This window comes from Alistipes sp. CAG:29 (genome assembly GCF_000435435.1).
GTDB lineage: Bacteria > Bacteroidota > Bacteroidia > Bacteroidales > Rikenellaceae > Alistipes > Alistipes onderdonkii.
In genome coordinates this window covers 9,466-26,899 of record NZ_FR893425.1, presented here as the reverse complement: position 1 = coordinate 26,899, position 17,434 = coordinate 9,466, and the positions used below count along the sequence as shown (strand labels likewise).

Sequence of the window (17,434 nt, the reverse complement as noted above, 5' to 3'; positions counted from 1 at the left end):
GCCTTCGGGATTTAGGGCGGTGCCCGGAACAGATTTTACACCGGACAATTCAGGGGTAAGGACATGGCTGTCCTGCGTACTGCGCAGGCGGGGATGCCGCCTCCGTACGGCAAGACTTACAAACAAATACAGATACATTATGGGCATTTCGGAAATTTACATCGTCAAGCGCGACGGCAAGCGCGCCCCCTTTTCGCTCGAGAAGATCAAACGCGCGATCAGCAAGGCATTCCTTTCGGTAGGCGGATACGCCACCGACGACGACCTCACGTCGGTACTCAGCCGCGTACATATCTCCGACGGCATGAATGTCGAGGAGATACAGAACCAGGTCGAAGTGGCGCTCATGGCCGAACGCTATTTCGCCGTGGCCAAGAGCTACATGCTCTACCGCCAGAAGCACACAGAGGATCGCGAAGACCGCGAAAAACTCGAATTCCTGATCAACTACTGCGATGCCTCGAACCCCGCGACGGGTTCGAAATACGATGCCAACGCCAACGTCGAGAACAAGAACATCGCCACGCTGATCGGCGAACTGCCCAAACAGAACTTCATCCGGCTCAACCGCCGGCTGCTGACCGACCGCATCAAGGAGATGTACGGCAAGGAACTCTCGGACAAATACCTCCGCCTGCTGAAAGACCACTTCATCTACAAGAACGACGAAACGTCGATGGCCAACTACTGCGCTTCGATCACGATGTACCCGTGGCTGCTGAACGGCACGCTCTCGGTGGGCGGCAACTCGACGCGCCCGACCAACCTCAAGTCGTTCTGCGGCGGCTTCGTCAACATGGTCTTCATCGTGTCGTCGATGCTCTCGGGCGCCTGCGCCACGCCGGAATTCCTGATGTATATGAACTATTTCATCGAACAGGAGTACGGAGAAGATTACTACAAGCGGGCGGACGAGGTGGTCGACCTCTCGAAAAAGCACAGGACGATCGACAAGATGATTACGGACTGTTTCGAACAGATCGTCTACTCGATCAACCAGCCCACGGGGGCGCGTAACTTCCAGGCCGTGTTCTGGAACGTGGCCTATTACGACCGCTACTATTTCGAAAGCTTGTTCGGCGAATTCGTATTCCCCGACGGGACGAAGCCGCACTGGGAATCGCTGTCGTGGCTGCAAAAGCGTTTCATGACGTGGTTCAACCGCGAGCGCACGAAGACCGTGCTGACCTTCCCGGTCGAGACGATGGCCCTGCTGACCAGGGACGGTGACGTGATGGACAAGGAGTGGGGCGACATCACGGCGCAGATGTACTCCGAGGGGCACTCGTTCTTCACCTATATCAGCGACAACGCCGACTCGCTGTCGTCGTGCTGCCGCCTGCGCAACGAGATACAGGACAACGGGTTCAGCTACACGCTCGGCGCCGGCGGCGTATCGACCGGTTCGAAGAGCGTGCTGACGATCAACCTCAACCGCTGCATCCAGTATGCCGTGAAGAACGGCATGCACTACCTGACCTACCTCGAAGAGATCGTCGATCTGGTGCACAAAGTGCAGACGGCCTACAACGAGAACCTCAAGGATTTGCAGGCCAAGGGGATGCTGCCCCTGTTCGACGCGGGCTATATCAACCTCGCGCGCCAGTACCTCACGATCGGCGTCAACGGGCTGGTCGAGGCGGCCGAGTTCCTGGGCATCCCGATCAACGACAACGACGACTACGTCGGTTTCGTACAGGGCGTACTGGGGCTGATCGAACGCTACAACAAGAAGTACCGTTCGAAGGAGCTCATGTTCAACTGCGAGATGATCCCGGCCGAGAACGTGGGCGTGAAACACGCCAAATGGGATCGCGAGGACGGTTACGTCGTACCGCGCGACTGTTACAACTCCTATTTCTATGTCGTCGAGGACGAATCGCTGAACGTGATCGACAAGTTCCGACTCCACGGCCGCCGTTACATCGCCCACCTCACGGGCGGTTCGGCACTACACATGAACCTCGAAGATCACCTTTCGAAGGAGCAGTACCGCCACCTGCTGCGCGTAGCGGCCGCCGAGGGATGCAACTATTTCACGTTCAACATCCCCAACACGGTATGCAACGAGTGCGGGCACATCGACAAGCGCTACCTGAAGGAGTGCCCCGAGTGCCACGGCGACAACCTGGACTACCTGACCCGCGTGATCGGCTACATGAAACGGGTGTCGAACTTCTCGGCCGCGCGCCAGAAGGAGGCCGCACACCGCTATTACGCCAAAGCGGAGTAAACGGACGATGGTCAGATACCACAATTTCGACATCGTATTCGCGGAAATACCCTGCGAAACGACGCTGGCGATCAACATCACCAACTGCCCCAACCGCTGCCGCGGGTGCCACAGCCTGCACTTGCAGGCCGACATGGGGCGGGTGCTCGACGAGGCGGAGCTGTGCGGGATACTCGCCCGCTACGGGCGCTCGGTGACCTGCGTCTGTTTCATGGGCGGGGACGCCGCACCACACGAGATCGCCGCGCTGGCCGACGTCGTGCGGCAGAAATTCCCGGTGCTGCACACAGGCTGGTATTCGGGACGAGCCTGGCTGCCGGAGGGGCTGCGGCCGCAGTCGTTCGACTACATCAAGCTGGGAGGCTGGGTCGAGGAGCTGGGGCCGCTGACGTCGCCGACGACCAACCAGCGCCTTTACAGGGTCGGAAAGGAAGGCGCCATGCAAGACATCACGGAGCTGTTCCGGCGCAGGCCGTAGGTTTTTTCCGGGCGCCCCGGAGGAGTTGTCCGCCCCCCCGGGAAACCGGGCGCAGAAACCCTACGGGCATCACGGTGTAATTTTTTCGGCCCCAACAATGGCGGTTTGCCCGAAATGGACTATTTTTGCCCTCGTTATGAAGACCAGACAAGAGCTGACGGAAGTCCTCGACTTCATTGCGGAATATGCGACTTACCTGCTCGGATCGGGCGTGCACACCTCGCGCGTGATCCGCAACTCGCAGCGTATCGGAGCCTCGCAGGGGGTCGACCTCCAGTTGTCGAGTTTCCAGAAAAGCACGATCATCACCGCCCACGACGAAGAGAGCGGCGAGGCCATCACCCGCGTAGTGAAGATCCCGGCGCTGCCGATCAGCTTCGAGCGCAACTCCGACCTGAGCGCCCTGAGCTGGGATGCGCTGGACGAAGGGTTTCCGCTCTCCGAAATCCGGCGTCGCTACGACGAACTGACTGCAAAACCGCGCATAGATCCAATCTTCGTCCTGCTGACCGTGGGGCTGGCCAACGCCTCGTTCTGCCGGCTGTTCGGGGGCGACTGGATCGCCATGGGCATCGTCTTCACCTCGACGCTCGTGGGTTTCGCCGCCAAACAGCGTATGCAGGCACACGGCGTGAACCACTTCCTGATCTTCATCATTTCGGCTTTCATGGCGTCGCTGTGCGCCTCGGCAGCCCTGAGGTTCGACTGTTCGGCGGAAACGGCGCTCGCGACGAGCGTCCTGTTCCTCGTACCGGGGGTACCGCTCATCAACGGCGTGATCGACATCGTCGAGGGGCACATCCTGATCGGGTGCAGCCGCCTGATCAACGCCCTGCTGCTTATCATCTGCATCGCCATCGGCCTGTCGGCGACATTGTTAATGGTTAAGGACGGTTTGCTATGATCGCTGCGGACATCCTTCTCGACGGGCTCTTTGCGGCCATCGCGGCCATCGGTTTCGGCGCCGTTTCCGACCCGCCGATGCGGGCTTTTCCCCGTATCGCCCTGCTGGCGGCCATGGGGCACGCCCTGCGGTTCTGCTTGATGCACTACTTTTCGGTCGACATCGCCACGGCCTCGCTGTTCGCCTCGATCAGCATCGGGTTCGGCAGCCTGTGGCTGGGGCGCGGTATCCGCTGCCCGATGACGGCCCTCTACATCCCCGCCCTGCTGCCGATGGTTCCCGGCATCTATGCCTACAAGACCGTCTTTTCGCTCATCATGTTCCTGCAATCGCTCAACGACCCGGGGGAGGGGTTGCAATTCATGCAGCAGTTCTTCCTCAACGCCACCGTATCGCTGAGCGTGATCGCACTGCTGGCAGCGGGGGCTACGCTGCCCATCTTCGTATTCAACCACCAGGCATTCTCGCTCACGCGGCGCCGCAAGCATACCGACAAATAACGATCCATGGAAATCTTCTGGAACACCATCGCCTCCTATAACGCCGCGACATGGCCCGTACAGATCCTACTGACGCTGGTTGCGGCCACACTGACGCTGCTGCTCTACCTGCGCCCGACGCCCGGGGTACGTATCGCCATGAAGACCTTTATGGCGCTGCTCAATTTCTGGATCGCTGGTGTCTATTACCTCTTATACGGCGAACAACGCGAGCACAACGACATGCTGGCGCTCTTCTGGGCGATCATGGGGTGCATCTGGGTATACGACCTGGTTGTGAAACACGCTTCGCTCCAACGCACGCACAACCATACAGGCTTCGCGCTGCTGCTGTTCGCCATGCCGCTCGTCTACCCGCTCTTTTCGCTGGCGCTGGGACGTACGTTCCCGATGGTCACCACGCCCGTGATGCCGTGTTCGGTCGCCGTGTTCACCATCGGGCTGATGCTGGCCTTTTCGGAGCGGATCAACATCGTGCTGGCCATGTTCCTCTGCCACTGGGCGCTGATCGGGCTCTCGAAGGTCTACTTCTTCGGCATCCCCGAGGACTACCTCCTGGCATGCAGCATCGTGCCGGCACTCTACATCTTCTTCCGCGAATATATCCGCAGTAACGAGGGCCGGCCGACAAAGCCTTCGCCCCGGGTACTGAACGCACTGCTGGTGGTATTGTGCATCATCATCGGCGCCTCCTTCGCCTTCACGATGCTCCACCAGCTCAACCTCTTTACGGATGTCTGATAGTTGAAGGAAATCCGCCGCACGAACTGTTCCAATCAAACTTTCCAAACGGTAGCTGCATGTGCCCGATAACAGAACGCATGAATTGCCGTGTGCCTATCGGCAAGGTTGTGTTTTCGTAAACGAAACAGGGGCTTGCGGGATTGTCAGTGATCCCGCAAACCCCTGTTCGTTCGGATGATTGGACGCTTATTGTCGTTCGCTCAACTCTTTATAAAGCTCCAGCCGCAAGCCGCAGTAGTTTTCGATGATATGGCCCATTTTTTCGACGCGTTGCAGGTGCATTTCCAATTCCTGCGGCGCAACATCGAAACCAATGTCGTAGCGTGCCTTTACCAGAAAACTCTTCAGGCGCGGCAGCGTGAAGATATTTTCGATATGGTTATCGTCAAAAACCAGCATCAGCTGCGTCGAGAGCGTCCGCATCCGTTCGTGCATCACGACCGGATCGTGAATATCGAACTCCAGCCCGTGATAAACATAATAGAGAGTGTGATAAAAGTAGACCGCAGCCTGCGCCATGAACAAAGCCGCCAGACGCATATTGCGGCTTTCGCTGAAGGCGTCCTGCGCCTGTTCGATCAATTCGTTGCCCAGCATCCGGAACGTATCGAAATGAAATTTGGCGTCCGCATAGGCTGCGGCAAAGTTGATCGGGTGTTTCGGGCGGCGGAAATGGCAGTGGTCGCTGCAATAGAGCAGTTCGCCCTCGGAGTGTGCAAAGTAGAGGAATGGTGTTTTATTCGACTCGACATAGCTCAAAGGCATAATGTAAAGGTTGATATAGGTGATTTCGCGCCTGCTGTACGGCACTTTGTAACGCAGGATGCGTTTCGCCTGAATCCAGTCGTATTCAGGCGTTTCCCGTACGACCATCAGCAAGTCATAGGTCATGGCGTCGCTATGGCGTGTGCCGCCGACCAATTTCCCGAAAAGCAGAATATATTCGGGGTTGAAATAATCTTCCGTCAGGCTTTGGACGATCCGGGCGGCTTCGGCGGGATTGTAGAGTTTTTCCGTTGGTTGTTCGGGTTGCGGTTCTGGCTTTGGAGCGAGTTGCCCGGTCGGCTGTTCCGGAGAGGGTACGGGCTGTTGTTCGGCTTGGGTGTTTTCGGGGGTTTGGGGTTGCGCAGGCTGTTTCTGCACGGGGTTTTGATTCGTTTCCATTTGGTTGATTGTTAGAATTTAGACATAGTGAGGGCTGTCCTTATCGTGCGCTGGGCACAACAAAGAGAATAACGGTTTAGTTAGCAGTTACTTGCTAATCCGGCGGGTGGAAATGGAAACAAATCGAGAGGTTGCATGGCGGGAACCGCCTGCGGCTGGCCTTGCGGCGTGCCTGTACCGGAGTACGGACATGATGCATTGTTCGCATAAAGATAAAAATATGCGCAGCTGCGAACAATACATCACTCTTTTACAAGCTCAGCAAAGTGCCGTTCGCGGGTCGCTAAACCCCAACGGCTCTGCGCATACCTTTAATATGGTTGCTTTGCTGGCTACCACGTAAAAGAATTTTATAACATATTGTTCGCAGGGGCAAAGGTAGGAATTTATTTTTAGACCATACTCTTATATTAGTCATATATTATTATCTTTACAGGAAGAAAAACAATACTTTATGAATGATAATTCCAAATACGGTGTATTTATTATTGAATTTTTACGTGCAGATGATTGTGCGGATGGAGAAATATTAAGTCAAATATTAGAACTGTCCAACATTGACGTAATTTACAAATGGGCCAACAATAAAATACATTTAGCCGAATTGTTACAAGAATTTAAGAAGAGTAAGTTCAGGTATTTACACATTTCATGTCATGCCAACGAAACCAGCCTTGAGATTAATGGAGATGAAATCACTAATAGTGAATTCGAGTCTATTTCAAAAGACGTTTTGAAAAATAGACGAATATTTTTATCCGCTTGTAAGGCCGCAAATAGAGATTTAGCGGCGAGATTAGTGTCAAAAAACAATGCATATTCCTTATTGGGAGTACCGATTAATTTGAGATTTGATAAATCTGCGCTATTTTGGCCTTGTTTTTACCACCTCATTAATGAAATAGACGCTTCCAAAATGCGAAGGGAGGACATTGTTGAAACAGTAAAAAAATGTGTCAACCTTTTTAATATTCCTGTAAATTATTACGCCAAAAGCAATTATCCAAATAAATTAAGACGATTTAAAATACGGGTAGGACATACAGACAATAGATTGATTAACATATAAACTCTCGCTTATTCGCACAGGCAACAGATAATATGGCTTTAATCTTGAACGCTTTATAATAGTCGAATATGAAAAGCAATCAACAGGTATCGCTATATAATTGATCGAATTTGCATAACAAATGTATGACAACTTAAAATAAAAACACCGTTGCAATTGCTTGCAACGGTGTTTTGGTGAGGTCTGAAGCGGATTCGAACCGCTGTACAAGGTTTTGCAGACCTTTGCCTAGCCACTCGGCCATCAGACCATTGTTCCCCGACAGGTTCCTGTTCGGCTTTCATTCCGTAACTACAAGTCCGTTGCTTCCGGATTGCATGCCGCGCCGGAAACATCCGGTTTATTTTCAAGCGCATCGGGAGTGCAAATATACAAACATTTCTAAAATCTGCAAAACTTCGACCCAACTTTGCGCTATTTCCCAAAAATATTTACCTTTACAAGATAATAAACGACATTTTGCGGTTATGACCATCGAGGATATCGCCTTGCAGATGACCCCGGGCATCGGCGTGAAAGGCGCCGTGCACCTGCTCGGAATATTCGGCGACGCACGGGGCATTTTCGCGGCGGCACCGGAGGAGCTGGCTATGAAAGCCGTTTTGCGGGAAGACATTATCCGGAATATCGTCCACCGCAAAGGCTTCGCCGCCGCAGAAAAGGAACTCGGCTACTGCCGCCGCAATTCGATCGCCGCGATCGCTTCGACCGACCCCGAATTCCCGGTATTGCTGCGGGAAATACCCGATTATCCCCATGTACTATACCTGAAAGGCAACGCCGCCGCCCTCTCGGCACGCTGCGTCGCGATGGTCGGCACCCGCCGGGCAACACCCTACGGGCAGACGATGTGCAACAGGCTGGTGGAGGGGCTCGCGGCACAGGTTCCGGAGCTCTGCATCGTGAGCGGGCTGGCCTTCGGCATCGACGTCGCGGCACACCGGGCAGCCCTGGCCGCAGGGGTACGAACCGTCGCGGTACTGGCGAACCCGCTCCCCGGCGTCATGCCGGCACAACACACGGCCGTGGCGCGCGACATCCTCGACCACGGCGGGGCACTGGTCACGGAGCTCCACTCGCAGACGCGGCAGAACGGCACGGCATACCTGGCCCGCAACCGGATCATCGCAGGGTTGGGTGCCGGCTGCGTGGTCGTAGAGTCGCCCGACAGCGGCGGGTCGCTCGCCACGGCGCATTGCGCCGACGGCTACGACCGTTCGGTAATGGCCGTACCGGGACGCGCCACGGACGGCATGTCATCGGGGACGAACCACCTGATCCGCAACCGCAAGGCGCAACTCGTAATGACCGCCGACGATATTGTCCGCGAACTGATGTGGGATCTCGGCCCGGAACCGGCAGCATTCCGGGAAAAACCGTCCACGCCGGAGCTTACGCCCGACGAAGCTGGGTTGCTGGGCTGTTTCCGCACGGACGACCCGCTGGCGGTGGAAACCCTCGCGGAACTGAGCGGACTGGATCCGGGTGAACTGGCTGCCCTGCTCGTAGGGCTGGAACTGGCGGGAGCCGTACGGCAACTGCCCGGCAACCGATATATGAAAACACGATGAAACTGACGGATACACATTCACACCTGTACGATACGGCGTTCAACGCCGACCGCGAAGAGGCACTGGCCCGCGCCGCGGCGGCGGGCGTGGAACACCTGCTGCTCCCGGGCATAGACTCCGAAAGCCACGGGGCGCTGTTCGACCTCTGCCGCCGCCACCCGGGGCAATGCGTCCCGATGATGGGACTGCACCCCACCTCGGTGAACGACAACCCGCATTGGCGCGAGGAGCTGGCGCTCGCCGAACGTTACCTCACAGCCCCGCCCGAGGGCATCGCACGTTTCTGCGCCGTGGGCGAGATCGGGCTAGACTACTACTGGAGCGGCGAGTTCGTCGCCGAACAGGTCGAGGCTTTCGTTTCGCAATGCCGCCTGGCCGCACGGCTCGGGCTTCCGGTGGCGATCCACACCCGTGCGGCATGGGACGACATGTGCCGGATCGTCGGGGAAGAGGCGAAGGCCGCGGCGGAGACGGGGCTACGGCTGCGGGGCGTGTTCCACGCCTTTTCGGAGGATACCGGCACCTACCGGAAACTGAAAGCCTGCGGCGATTTCGCCTTCGGAATCGGCGGCGTGGTGACTTTCAGGAAGAGCAAGCTGGCCGATACGGTGCGCGAAATGGAACTGGACGACATCGTACTCGAAACCGACTGCCCGTACCTGACACCCGCACCCCACCGCGGCGAGCGCAACGAGTCGGCCTACGTACGGTTCGTGTGCGAGAAAGTCGCGGAACTGAAAGGGCTGCCCCCCGGCGAAGTGGCGGCCGCAACGACGGCGAACGCCAAACGTATTTTCGGAATATAACACCATAAGACCATACGATGAAATCTTCGATCCTGATCATCTATACGGGCGGTACCATCGGCATGAAGAACGATGCCGAAACCGGCGCCCTGGTGCCTTTCGACTTCAGCGGCATCTACGATGAATTCCCTTCGCTCAAGCGGCTCAACGTGGACATCGACGTGCTGACGATGGATCCCGTGATCGACTCGTCGAACGTCACCCCGGCAAACTGGGCGGCGCTGGCCGAGCTGATCCGCGACAACTACACCCGCTACGACGGGTTCGTCGTACTGCACGGCACGGACACCATGTCCTACACCGCATCGGCATTGAGTTTCATGCTCGAAAACCTGGCCAAGCCCGTGGTTTTCACCGGCAGCCAGATCCCGATCGGCGTGCTGCGCACGGACGGCCGCGAAAACCTCATCACGGCCATCGAGATCGCGGGGGCGCACATCGGCGGACGCCCCGAAGTTCCCGAAGTGTCGCTCTATTTCCAGAACCGGCTGTTCCGCGCCAACCGTACCACCAAACGCAGCGCCGAGGCGCTGAGCGCCTTCCGTTCCTACAACTACCCGCCCCTTGCCGAGGTGGGGGTCAACATCGCCTATAACCTCGCGGCGATCCTCCACCCGACGGAAATCTCGCCGGAACTGCGCATCGCAACCCGCCTGGCCGACGGAATCGAAGTCATCAAGCTTTTCCCGGGGCTGGGCGAAAATATCCTGCGGGCGATGCTCTCGGCACCGGGGCTGCGGGCCGTGGTGCTGGAGACATTCGGCGCGGGCAACGCCCCGACCAACGAATGGTTCATCCGCGTACTGAAAGAGGCGATCGACCGCGGGGTCATCATCCTCAACATCACGCAGTGCGGCGGGGGCAAGGTTTCGATGGAACTTTACGAAACCGGGCTGAGATTGCAGAAAATCGGCATCCTGTGCGGCCACGACATGACCACCGAGGCGGCCGTCACGAAGCTGATGTACGTGCTCGGGCTGGGCCTTTCCGACGCGCAGACCCGCGCATTGCTGCGGCGCCCTCTGCGAGGCGAATTTACAGCCTAAGACGTTGCACGGAACGATTTTTTTTTCTATATTTCGCACTGCTAACGTACCTTATCGGGTCGCCAAAGAGGGGCAACACGAAGGGGAATAGAGGCATAACTCGCTGGTAAACAAACGTTTGAGCCAATTCGGAGTGAAATTTCCGGAATTTGCCTGTACTTGCAAAGCCGGCAGGGGGAAGCCATGGATCGGGGTAAAAAGACGCCGTGAGTATCCGGAAAGGATAAAAAAAATATTTTTTTAGGATTTTTTTAACCCGGGAGAATTGACGAAATACGATGGAAAGCGGAAGAACGTATTGTGAAATACCTAAAAACACAAATAAAAAACAACTAAACAAATTTAATTTTATCTAATCACAACTATGAAAAAACTTTTTTTGATTCTGTCAGTGGCCCTGTTCGCATTGGGTACTGTTAACGCTTTCGCGCAGGAGGCTGCTGCAGCTGCCGAAACCCAACTCGCCGGCGATAGCCTGCACCACGTGATGATGCAGAAGTTCCTCGAGGGTGGTTGGGCATGGATGCTCCCGATCCTTATCTTCCTGATTATCGGTCTGGCCGTTGCCATCGAGCGTATTCTCTATCTCTCGCTGTCGACGATCAACTCGAAGAAACTCATCACCAAGGTTGAAGAAGCCCTGAAGAACGGCGGCATCGAAGCTGCCAAGGAAGTTTGCCGCAACACGCGCGGCCCGATCGCTTCGATCTACTACCAGGGTCTCGACCGTTACGATCAGGGTCTGGATTCGGTCGAGAAGGCTGTCGTTTCCTACGGTTCGGTTCAGACCGGCCAGATGGAGTCGGGCCTGACGTGGATCGGCCTGTTCATCGCCCTTTCGCCTATGTTGGGCTTCATGGGTACCGTTGTCGGCATGATCGCGGCGTTCGACGCCATCCAGGCTGCCGGCGATATCAGCCCGACCCTCGTTGCAGGCGGTATCAAGGTCGCCCTTCTGACGACCCTCATGGGTCTTATCGCTGCGGTTATTCTTCAGCTGTTCTACAACTATATCGTTTCGAAGATCGACTCGCTGGTAAACGATATGGAGGATTCGTCCATCACGCTGATGGATATCCTGACGGCTTACAGCAAGAAATAATCCCAACGATTTAAAAAGAGTTAAAGGCAATTATGAAAAAGATTTTAAATATCATATTGGGTATTCTGCTGGCCGTGATGGCGGTACTGGGAATATACGCAATTGCTACGGGTGGCTCCGAGGCGGCTATCAGCCTGAACCTCATCTGGTGCTATTTCCTGCTGGCTCTTGCGGTGTTCACAGCTATCTTCTGCGCGGTCTTCGGCATGATCCAGAACCCAGCGGGAATCAAGGGCACGATTATTTCGCTCGCGCTGATCATCGTGATCGTGGGCGTGGCTTACTTCGTGGCTTCGGGACATGACATCCAGATCCCCGACCTCGCCAACGGCGGGTTTTTCTCCCAAGGTGAAACCGTCCTGACCGACACCAGCATCCTGGTAACGTACGTTGCCCTGGTCGCTGCGTTCGTGACGGCTATCGCAACCGAAATTTACGGCGCTTTCAAATAACAACGAACAATGGCAGGAAATAAAAGACAAATACAGGAGATCAACGCCGGCTCAATGGCCGACATCGCCTTCCTGCTGCTGATTTTCTTCCTTGTGGCCACAACGATGAATGTCGACACCGGTCTGGTGCGTATGCTTCCGCCGATGCCCCCCGAAAACCAAAAGCAGGAGGACATCAAGGTCAAGGAGCGCAACCTCTTCCTGGTGCTCATCTCGGGCAGCGGCAACATCATGGCCGGGCCCTCGGGCAAACAGGAGATCATCGACCTGAGACAACTCAAGGACAAGACGAAGGAATTCATCCTCAACCCGATGGACGACGAGAACCTCCCGGAGAAAACCGAAAAGGAAATCGAGTTGGCCGACGGCAGCAAGTGGGTATATCCCGAAAGCCAGGGCGTTGTTTCGTTACAGACCACCCGTGATACGGGCTATCAGTCCTACATCATGGTGCAGAACGAACTCACACGCGCTTTCAACGAGGTACGTGACGAAGTCGCCATGAAGAAATTCGGAGCAAAATTCTCGGAGCTTTCCGAGGATCAGCGCAATGCAGTATCCAAAGCAGTACCTCTGAAGATTTCGGAGGCCGAACCGCGTAATATAAAGAAGTAAGTTATGGCAGTAATGAAAAAGAAGGGCAATAAAGGTTTGCCCCCTATCTCGACAGCATCGCTTCCTGACGTGATCTTCATGATCCTCTTCTTCTTCATGGTGTCGACCACCATGCGCGACCAGGAACTGCTCGTGAGGTACAAACTCCCCGAGGCAACCGAAGTGCAAAAGCTCGAGAAGAAATCGCTCGTAAGCTACATCCACATCGGACAGCCTTCGCTGGTGATGCAGGCCAAATTCGGTACTGCACCCCGTATCCAGCTGAACGACTCATACAAAACGACCAAGGATATTTTGGATTTCGTAGCCGCAGAGCGCGATAAGCTCAGCGAGGCCGACCGTGCCTCGATGACGATCTGCCTCAAGGCCGACCAGACAACCAAGATGGGTATCGTAACCGACGTGAAGCAGGAACTTCGTCGTGCCAATGCACTGAAAGTCTCCTACGCCGCTTCCAAGTCGCTGGGATACTAAATCCCGAGTCATATCGAAAAAGGGCTGAAGTCGGACTTCAGCCCTTTTTTTATGTGCCATACCGATAGTTATACGGCCTCCAGCATCTTCAAACGGATGCCCGCCACTGCAAGACGGCAGGGTAAATTCGGGCCGGGGATTTAAGCGCGGGAGATGATCGTATCCGATCACCACGGGATTTCCCGGCAACACGCGGAAAGACAATCCCCGCTCAGAATTGCAACTCCAACTGACCGATCCCGTGGCTGAACGACAGGCGGTGGTGGGGCGTAAGTCCGTATTCACGGATTGCGAGCCGATGCTCGCGGGTCGGGTACCCCTTGTTCTTTTTCCAGCCATACTGCGGGTATTCCTCCGCGAGGCGCAACATGTACTCGTCCCGATGGGTTTTGGCCAGCACCGAAGCTGCGGCGATGTCAGCATATTTGCCGTCGCCCTTGACCACGCAACGGTAGGGTAATTCAAGGCGTGTCCGGAAGCGGTTGCCGTCGATCGCAAGGAATTCGGGCGGCGGATCGAGGCGGGCGACCGCCAGCGACATCCCCTCGAACGAAGCATTCAGGATGTTGATCTCGTCGATCCGGACTGCGGAAACGGCCTCGACGGCCCAGGCCACGGCTTCACGCTCGATGATCAGGCGGAGCCTGTCCCGGTTCCGCTCGGTCATCTGCTTCGAATCGTTGAGCAACGGGTCGTGAAAATCGGGCGGAAGGATCACCGCAGCGGCGAATACCGGCCCGGCCAAACACCCCCGGCCGGCCTCGTCGCAACCGGCCTCCCGAAACTCGTATTGGTACTGGTTTTCTAACATCGTACCACAAAGTTACGCATTATTCCGGCTTTTTTCGCTAATTTTGCCCGAGGAAAAAAGCCTTCCGACATGAAAATCGACATCGCCCGGCAGCCGCTCGTACCGGCCTTCATGACCCTCTTCGCACTCGCCGTTGCGGCCATGTGTGCTGGAATCCCCGTGTCCGATACCAGTGGAGCGGTGCGCGATGCGCTCCCGCTTCTGGGCGGCCAACTCGCCCGGTTTCAGGCGGCATATCCGGTATGGTCGAAGTTTGCCGCCGGGTTCATGCTGCTCTTCACCGGAATGTGTGCGGGACGGATCACGATCCGCTACAACCTCTATACGGTGGGCACCTGCCTCCCGATTCCCCTCTATGCCATCGTCGCCTGCGGGATCGCAACAGGCGGGAATTATCTCGCAGGGTTCGCAGCGTCGATGCTGCTCGCGCTGGCAACGAAAAATTACTGCCGCGCCTTCTGCAACGGGTACGGGTTCGACGCCATCTTCCGTGCCTCGCTCTACCTGGGGCTGATGCCGCTCGTTTATGCCCCCGCACTGCCGCTGTTGCTGCTCCTGCCGTTGGCCGTACTGCTTTTCCGGCGTACCTTCCGGGAGGTCGTGGTAGCAACGGCCGGACTGCTGCTGCCGATCTTCACGGCCTGCTATGTCAGCTGGGGCAGCGGGGCGGAATTTACGGCTCCACTGGTCACAGTGGGGCAGTCGGCCATCGAAGGTATGCCGCTGCAACTCTTCCTGGATATTCCCCTCCCCGCACTCGTCATGGCAGGCGGGATCGTACTGCTAGACCTGACGGCGCTTTTCTTTTTCCTGGCCGACATCTATGCCGCCGGCACCAAACCCCGCTTTATCCTCTTTTATAACATAGGTATACTGGTATTGGCCCTGACATTGCTATGCAGCCCCGCCGCAACACCCGAAGCATTCGCCCTGCTCGCTGTCCCGTCGGCCATACTGATCCCGGTATTTTTCGTCCGCATCCACAGGGGAATGGCATTGCCCGTATACCTGATTTTTCTGGCGGCAGCCTTCGCCGGAATATTTTTACAATATTATATTTAGTCATTATTATGGCATCTTTAGGCTTATTTGCCTTATTATGCCTTTTTAGACTATTCATTATTTTATAAAATAAATATTAAATTGTATTTTTGAAATGAGCAATCGGTGACGCAACTCGTTGTTCAAAAAAACTTAAAATACGATTTGGTATGAAGAATTCATTAAATTCGTCGGCCCAGCAGCCGATGATTGTGAAGTACGTTGAGGCCCTTCACAACGGAATCCAGTCTCAGGCGCTTTCGCGCTACGCAATCGGCTACATCCTCCGTGGCACGAAATATATTTACGACGGGGATAAGCGCCAGACCCTCACGCGCGGAGACGTATTCTACCTCGGCATCGGGCACCACTATATCGAGAACTTCCCGGAAAACGGGCAGCCCTTCGAACAAGTGCTCTTTTATTATACGCCGGCAGACCTCCAGCGGATACTGCTACACCTGAACATCACCTACGGGCTGAACATTTCGAACGAACATTCGTGCGAAAACTGCCGCAACCGTTCGCATGTCTCGATGCCCGCCTGGAATTCGATCCGCAACTTTTTCGTCAATACCAACAACTACCTGCGCGACGAGGATTTCCACCGCGACGAGACGGCCGAGAACATCAAGATGACCGAATTGATCTACCTCATCGCCTCGCACGAAGACTGCTGCCTGAAGAGCAAACTGCTCAGCAACGTCGATGCAGCCAAGGAGAATTTCGAACAGATCGTCTACGACCACATCTTCAAGGATATTTCGATCGAAGAACTCTCGAAGTTGACGAACCGTTCGCTCACCTCGTTCAAAAAGGAATTCCGGCGCCATTTCATGATGCCGCCGCACAAATGGTACATCCGCCAGCGCCTGATGCATTCGCGCCTGCTGCTGATCTCGACTTCGAAGTCAATTTCGGAAATCGGCAATGCCTGTACATTCCCCAACACGTCGCACTTTATTAAACTTTTCAAAAAGGAGTACCAGATGACGCCGGCCGCTTACCGGAACCGCCACATCACTTCGCTCGCTCCCGAGGCGCAGCCCGCCGCTAAGGAAACCGAGGAAATCCACGAGGCGTTATAGTTCGCAACTTACAAAACCGTTAGTATTTTAAAAATTTTAATTATAATTTAACAGATTTTTTTCGGTTAGGTTAAAAAAATGTTACAAAAGATTTGGAAGATTGTGATTTTCCATTTATCTTTGTATAACAAAACGTGGGATTCTCCCACTCTCATTAACCTAACTAACCTAACCAGAGGGGTTTGCTACTGCCAGGCAGCAAACCCCTTTCTCTGTCCGGAAAAGCCACCCGACAGCATTCGATATTGAATAATTGCGGTTTTCAGGGCCGCATTTTTTATTTTTTTAATTGGATGCCACGCAGGCCGCCGCAGGCGCTCCCCCGGAAACAGCCCGAAAACAGCCCGGAGAAGGCAAACCCGCGAAGAGGCATACCAGAGGCGGGGTGCCGAAAGAAAATAGGGCATTCATAGGAATTATCAATTATTTTTTCGTATTTTTGCATCAATTGGAAAATAATGAACTTAAATGCCGAAGTTTTATGACAAGGTAGATGTACTGAAAAAACCAGGATGGTTGAAGATCCGGCTCCACCGCACCCCGGAATATGCCGAGGTACAGCAAATAGTCGACAAACATGCGTTGCATACGATTTGCAGCAGCGGCATGTGTCCGAACAAGGCCGAATGCTGGAGCCGCAGAACCGCAACCTTCATGATCCTGGGAGACATCTGCACCCGAGGCTGCCGCTTCTGTGCAACGAAAACAGGACACCCCCTTGCCCCCGACGCCGAGGAACCCCGACGGGTCGCCGAAAGCGTCGCACTGATGAAACTGAGGTATGTCGTCGTTACTTCTGTGACGCGTGACGACCTGCCGGACGGCGGTGCCGCACACTGGGCCCAAACCGTCCGCGCCATCCGCACACAGAATCCCGACGCCGTAATTGAGCTCCTTATTCCCGATCTCGACGCACAGCCCGCCCCGCTGGACGTGGTCGTCGCGTCGAAGCCCGATATAATCGGGCACAACATCGAAACCGTCGAGCGGCTGACCCCGGTGGTGCGTTCCAAGGCAAAGTACCGTACGAGCCTGGAAACCCTGCGCTACCTGAGCGCACAGGGTGTCGCAACGAAAAGCGGACTGATGGTCGGACTTGGCGAGAGCGATGATGAAGTATTACAAACCCTGCACGACCTGCGCGACGCAGGCGTGGGGATCGTAACACTCGGTCAGTACCTTCGTCCCACTCTGGAGCACTACCCCGTTGCGGCGTATATCACTCCTGAAAAATTCGAATGGTACAGACTGAAAGCGCTGGAAATGGGCTTCAGCTACTGCGCGAGCGCACCCTTAGTCCGCTCGTCGTACATGGCGGAAGAGGCCCTGAAGAGCG

At 55.5% G+C, this 17,434-nt stretch carries 18 protein-coding genes and 1 tRNA gene; 16 read left to right on the top strand and 3 right to left on the bottom strand.

Going from position 1 to position 17,434, the window contains the following annotated elements; translation table 11 throughout:
• Positions 1-139: 139 nt before the first annotated feature.
• The 5 genes from nrdD to QVP03_RS03625 all read left to right on the top strand — a co-directional run bounded on the left by nrdD (position 140) and on the right by QVP03_RS03625 (position 4,856).
• Positions 140-2,233, top strand: a complete 2,094-nt coding sequence (nrdD, locus tag QVP03_RS03645; RefSeq protein WP_022332245.1) for an anaerobic ribonucleoside-triphosphate reductase — start codon at positions 140-142, stop codon at positions 2,231-2,233.
• Positions 2,234-2,240: 7 nt separating this feature from the next.
• Positions 2,241-2,711 carry an anaerobic ribonucleoside-triphosphate reductase activating protein gene (locus tag QVP03_RS03640; RefSeq protein ID WP_022332244.1) on the top strand — a complete coding sequence of 157 codons (471 nt, stop codon included), beginning with the start codon at positions 2,241-2,243 and terminating at the stop codon, positions 2,709-2,711.
• 136 nt (positions 2,712-2,847) lie between these two features.
• Positions 2,848-3,615: a threonine/serine exporter family protein gene (locus QVP03_RS03635; protein WP_022332243.1), complete on the top strand. Its 768-nt coding sequence runs from the start codon at positions 2,848-2,850 to the stop codon at positions 3,613-3,615.
• Positions 3,612-4,115 carry a threonine/serine exporter family protein gene (locus QVP03_RS03630; protein WP_022332242.1) on the top strand — a complete coding sequence of 168 codons (504 nt, stop codon included), beginning with the start codon at positions 3,612-3,614 and terminating at the stop codon, positions 4,113-4,115. Before QVP03_RS03635 ends, QVP03_RS03630 begins: the two co-directional genes overlap by 4 nt.
• A gap of 6 nt (positions 4,116-4,121) precedes the next feature.
• The gene (locus QVP03_RS03625; protein WP_018695637.1) at positions 4,122-4,856 is read left to right on the top strand and encodes a DUF6064 family protein; all 735 of its coding nucleotides are present in this window, start codon (positions 4,122-4,124) and stop codon (positions 4,854-4,856) included.
• Positions 4,857-5,045: 189 nt separating this feature from the next.
• On the opposite strand, the gene QVP03_RS03620 is transcribed toward QVP03_RS03625, so the two are convergent.
• The gene (locus QVP03_RS03620; protein WP_022332241.1) at positions 5,046-6,023 is read right to left on the bottom strand and encodes a hypothetical protein; all 978 of its coding nucleotides are present in this window, start codon (positions 6,021-6,023) and stop codon (positions 5,046-5,048) included.
• A gap of 454 nt (positions 6,024-6,477) precedes the next feature.
• Here QVP03_RS03620 and QVP03_RS03615 point away from each other — a divergent pair, with 454 nt between their 5' ends.
• Positions 6,478-7,092: a hypothetical protein gene (locus QVP03_RS03615; protein ID WP_022332240.1), complete on the top strand. Its 615-nt coding sequence runs from the start codon at positions 6,478-6,480 to the stop codon at positions 7,090-7,092.
• Positions 7,093-7,271: 179 nt separating this feature from the next.
• Here the strand turns inward: QVP03_RS03615 and QVP03_RS03610 are convergent.
• Positions 7,272-7,342, bottom strand: a tRNA-Cys gene (locus tag QVP03_RS03610).
• 217 nt (positions 7,343-7,559) lie between these two features.
• On the opposite strand from QVP03_RS03610, the gene dprA reads away from it, so the two are divergent.
• The 7 genes from dprA (at position 7,560) to QVP03_RS03575 (ending at position 13,158) form a co-directional block, all read left to right on the top strand.
• A complete protein-coding gene (dprA, locus tag QVP03_RS03605) occupies positions 7,560-8,663 on the top strand; it encodes a DNA-processing protein DprA (protein ID WP_022332239.1) in 1,104 nt (367 codons plus the stop codon).
• Positions 8,660-9,469, top strand: coding sequence for a TatD family hydrolase (locus tag QVP03_RS03600; protein WP_022332238.1), 810 nt, complete (start codon positions 8,660-8,662; stop codon positions 9,467-9,469). The genes dprA and QVP03_RS03600 overlap by 4 nt, the downstream gene beginning before the upstream one ends.
• A gap of 17 nt (positions 9,470-9,486) precedes the next feature.
• On the top strand, positions 9,487-10,515 hold the full coding sequence (locus QVP03_RS03595; protein ID WP_022332237.1) for an asparaginase: 1,029 nt from the start codon (positions 9,487-9,489) through the stop codon (positions 10,513-10,515).
• A gap of 364 nt (positions 10,516-10,879) precedes the next feature.
• Positions 10,880-11,617 carry a MotA/TolQ/ExbB proton channel family protein gene (locus QVP03_RS03590; protein WP_022332236.1) on the top strand — a complete coding sequence of 246 codons (738 nt, stop codon included), beginning with the start codon at positions 10,880-10,882 and terminating at the stop codon, positions 11,615-11,617.
• Between the two features lie 32 nt (positions 11,618-11,649).
• The gene (locus tag QVP03_RS03585) at positions 11,650-12,069 is read left to right on the top strand and encodes a hypothetical protein (protein WP_018695606.1); all 420 of its coding nucleotides are present in this window, start codon (positions 11,650-11,652) and stop codon (positions 12,067-12,069) included.
• Positions 12,070-12,078: 9 nt separating this feature from the next.
• Positions 12,079-12,684 carry an ExbD/TolR family protein gene (locus tag QVP03_RS03580; RefSeq protein ID WP_022332235.1) on the top strand — a complete coding sequence of 202 codons (606 nt, stop codon included), beginning with the start codon at positions 12,079-12,081 and terminating at the stop codon, positions 12,682-12,684.
• 3 nt (positions 12,685-12,687) lie between these two features.
• Positions 12,688-13,158, top strand: coding sequence for an ExbD/TolR family protein (locus QVP03_RS03575; RefSeq protein WP_022332234.1), 471 nt, complete (start codon positions 12,688-12,690; stop codon positions 13,156-13,158).
• Positions 13,159-13,369: 211 nt separating this feature from the next.
• Here the strand turns inward: QVP03_RS03575 and QVP03_RS03570 are convergent, their stop codons facing one another.
• Positions 13,370-13,969 carry a ribonuclease HII gene (locus tag QVP03_RS03570; RefSeq protein ID WP_022332233.1) on the bottom strand — a complete coding sequence of 200 codons (600 nt, stop codon included), beginning with the start codon at positions 13,967-13,969 and terminating at the stop codon, positions 13,370-13,372.
• A gap of 69 nt (positions 13,970-14,038) precedes the next feature.
• On the opposite strand from QVP03_RS03570, the gene QVP03_RS03565 reads away from it, so the two are divergent.
• The 3 genes from QVP03_RS03565 to lipA all read left to right on the top strand — a co-directional run.
• Positions 14,039-15,031, top strand: coding sequence for a hypothetical protein (locus QVP03_RS03565; RefSeq protein ID WP_022332232.1), 993 nt, complete (start codon positions 14,039-14,041; stop codon positions 15,029-15,031).
• Between the two features lie 149 nt (positions 15,032-15,180).
• Positions 15,181-16,098, top strand: a complete 918-nt coding sequence (locus QVP03_RS03560) for a helix-turn-helix domain-containing protein (protein ID WP_022332231.1) — start codon at positions 15,181-15,183, stop codon at positions 16,096-16,098.
• A gap of 468 nt (positions 16,099-16,566) precedes the next feature.
• Positions 16,567-17,434, top strand: an 868-nt coding sequence (gene lipA / locus QVP03_RS03555) for a lipoyl synthase (RefSeq protein ID WP_288210622.1), incomplete at its 3' end; no start/stop codon positions are given.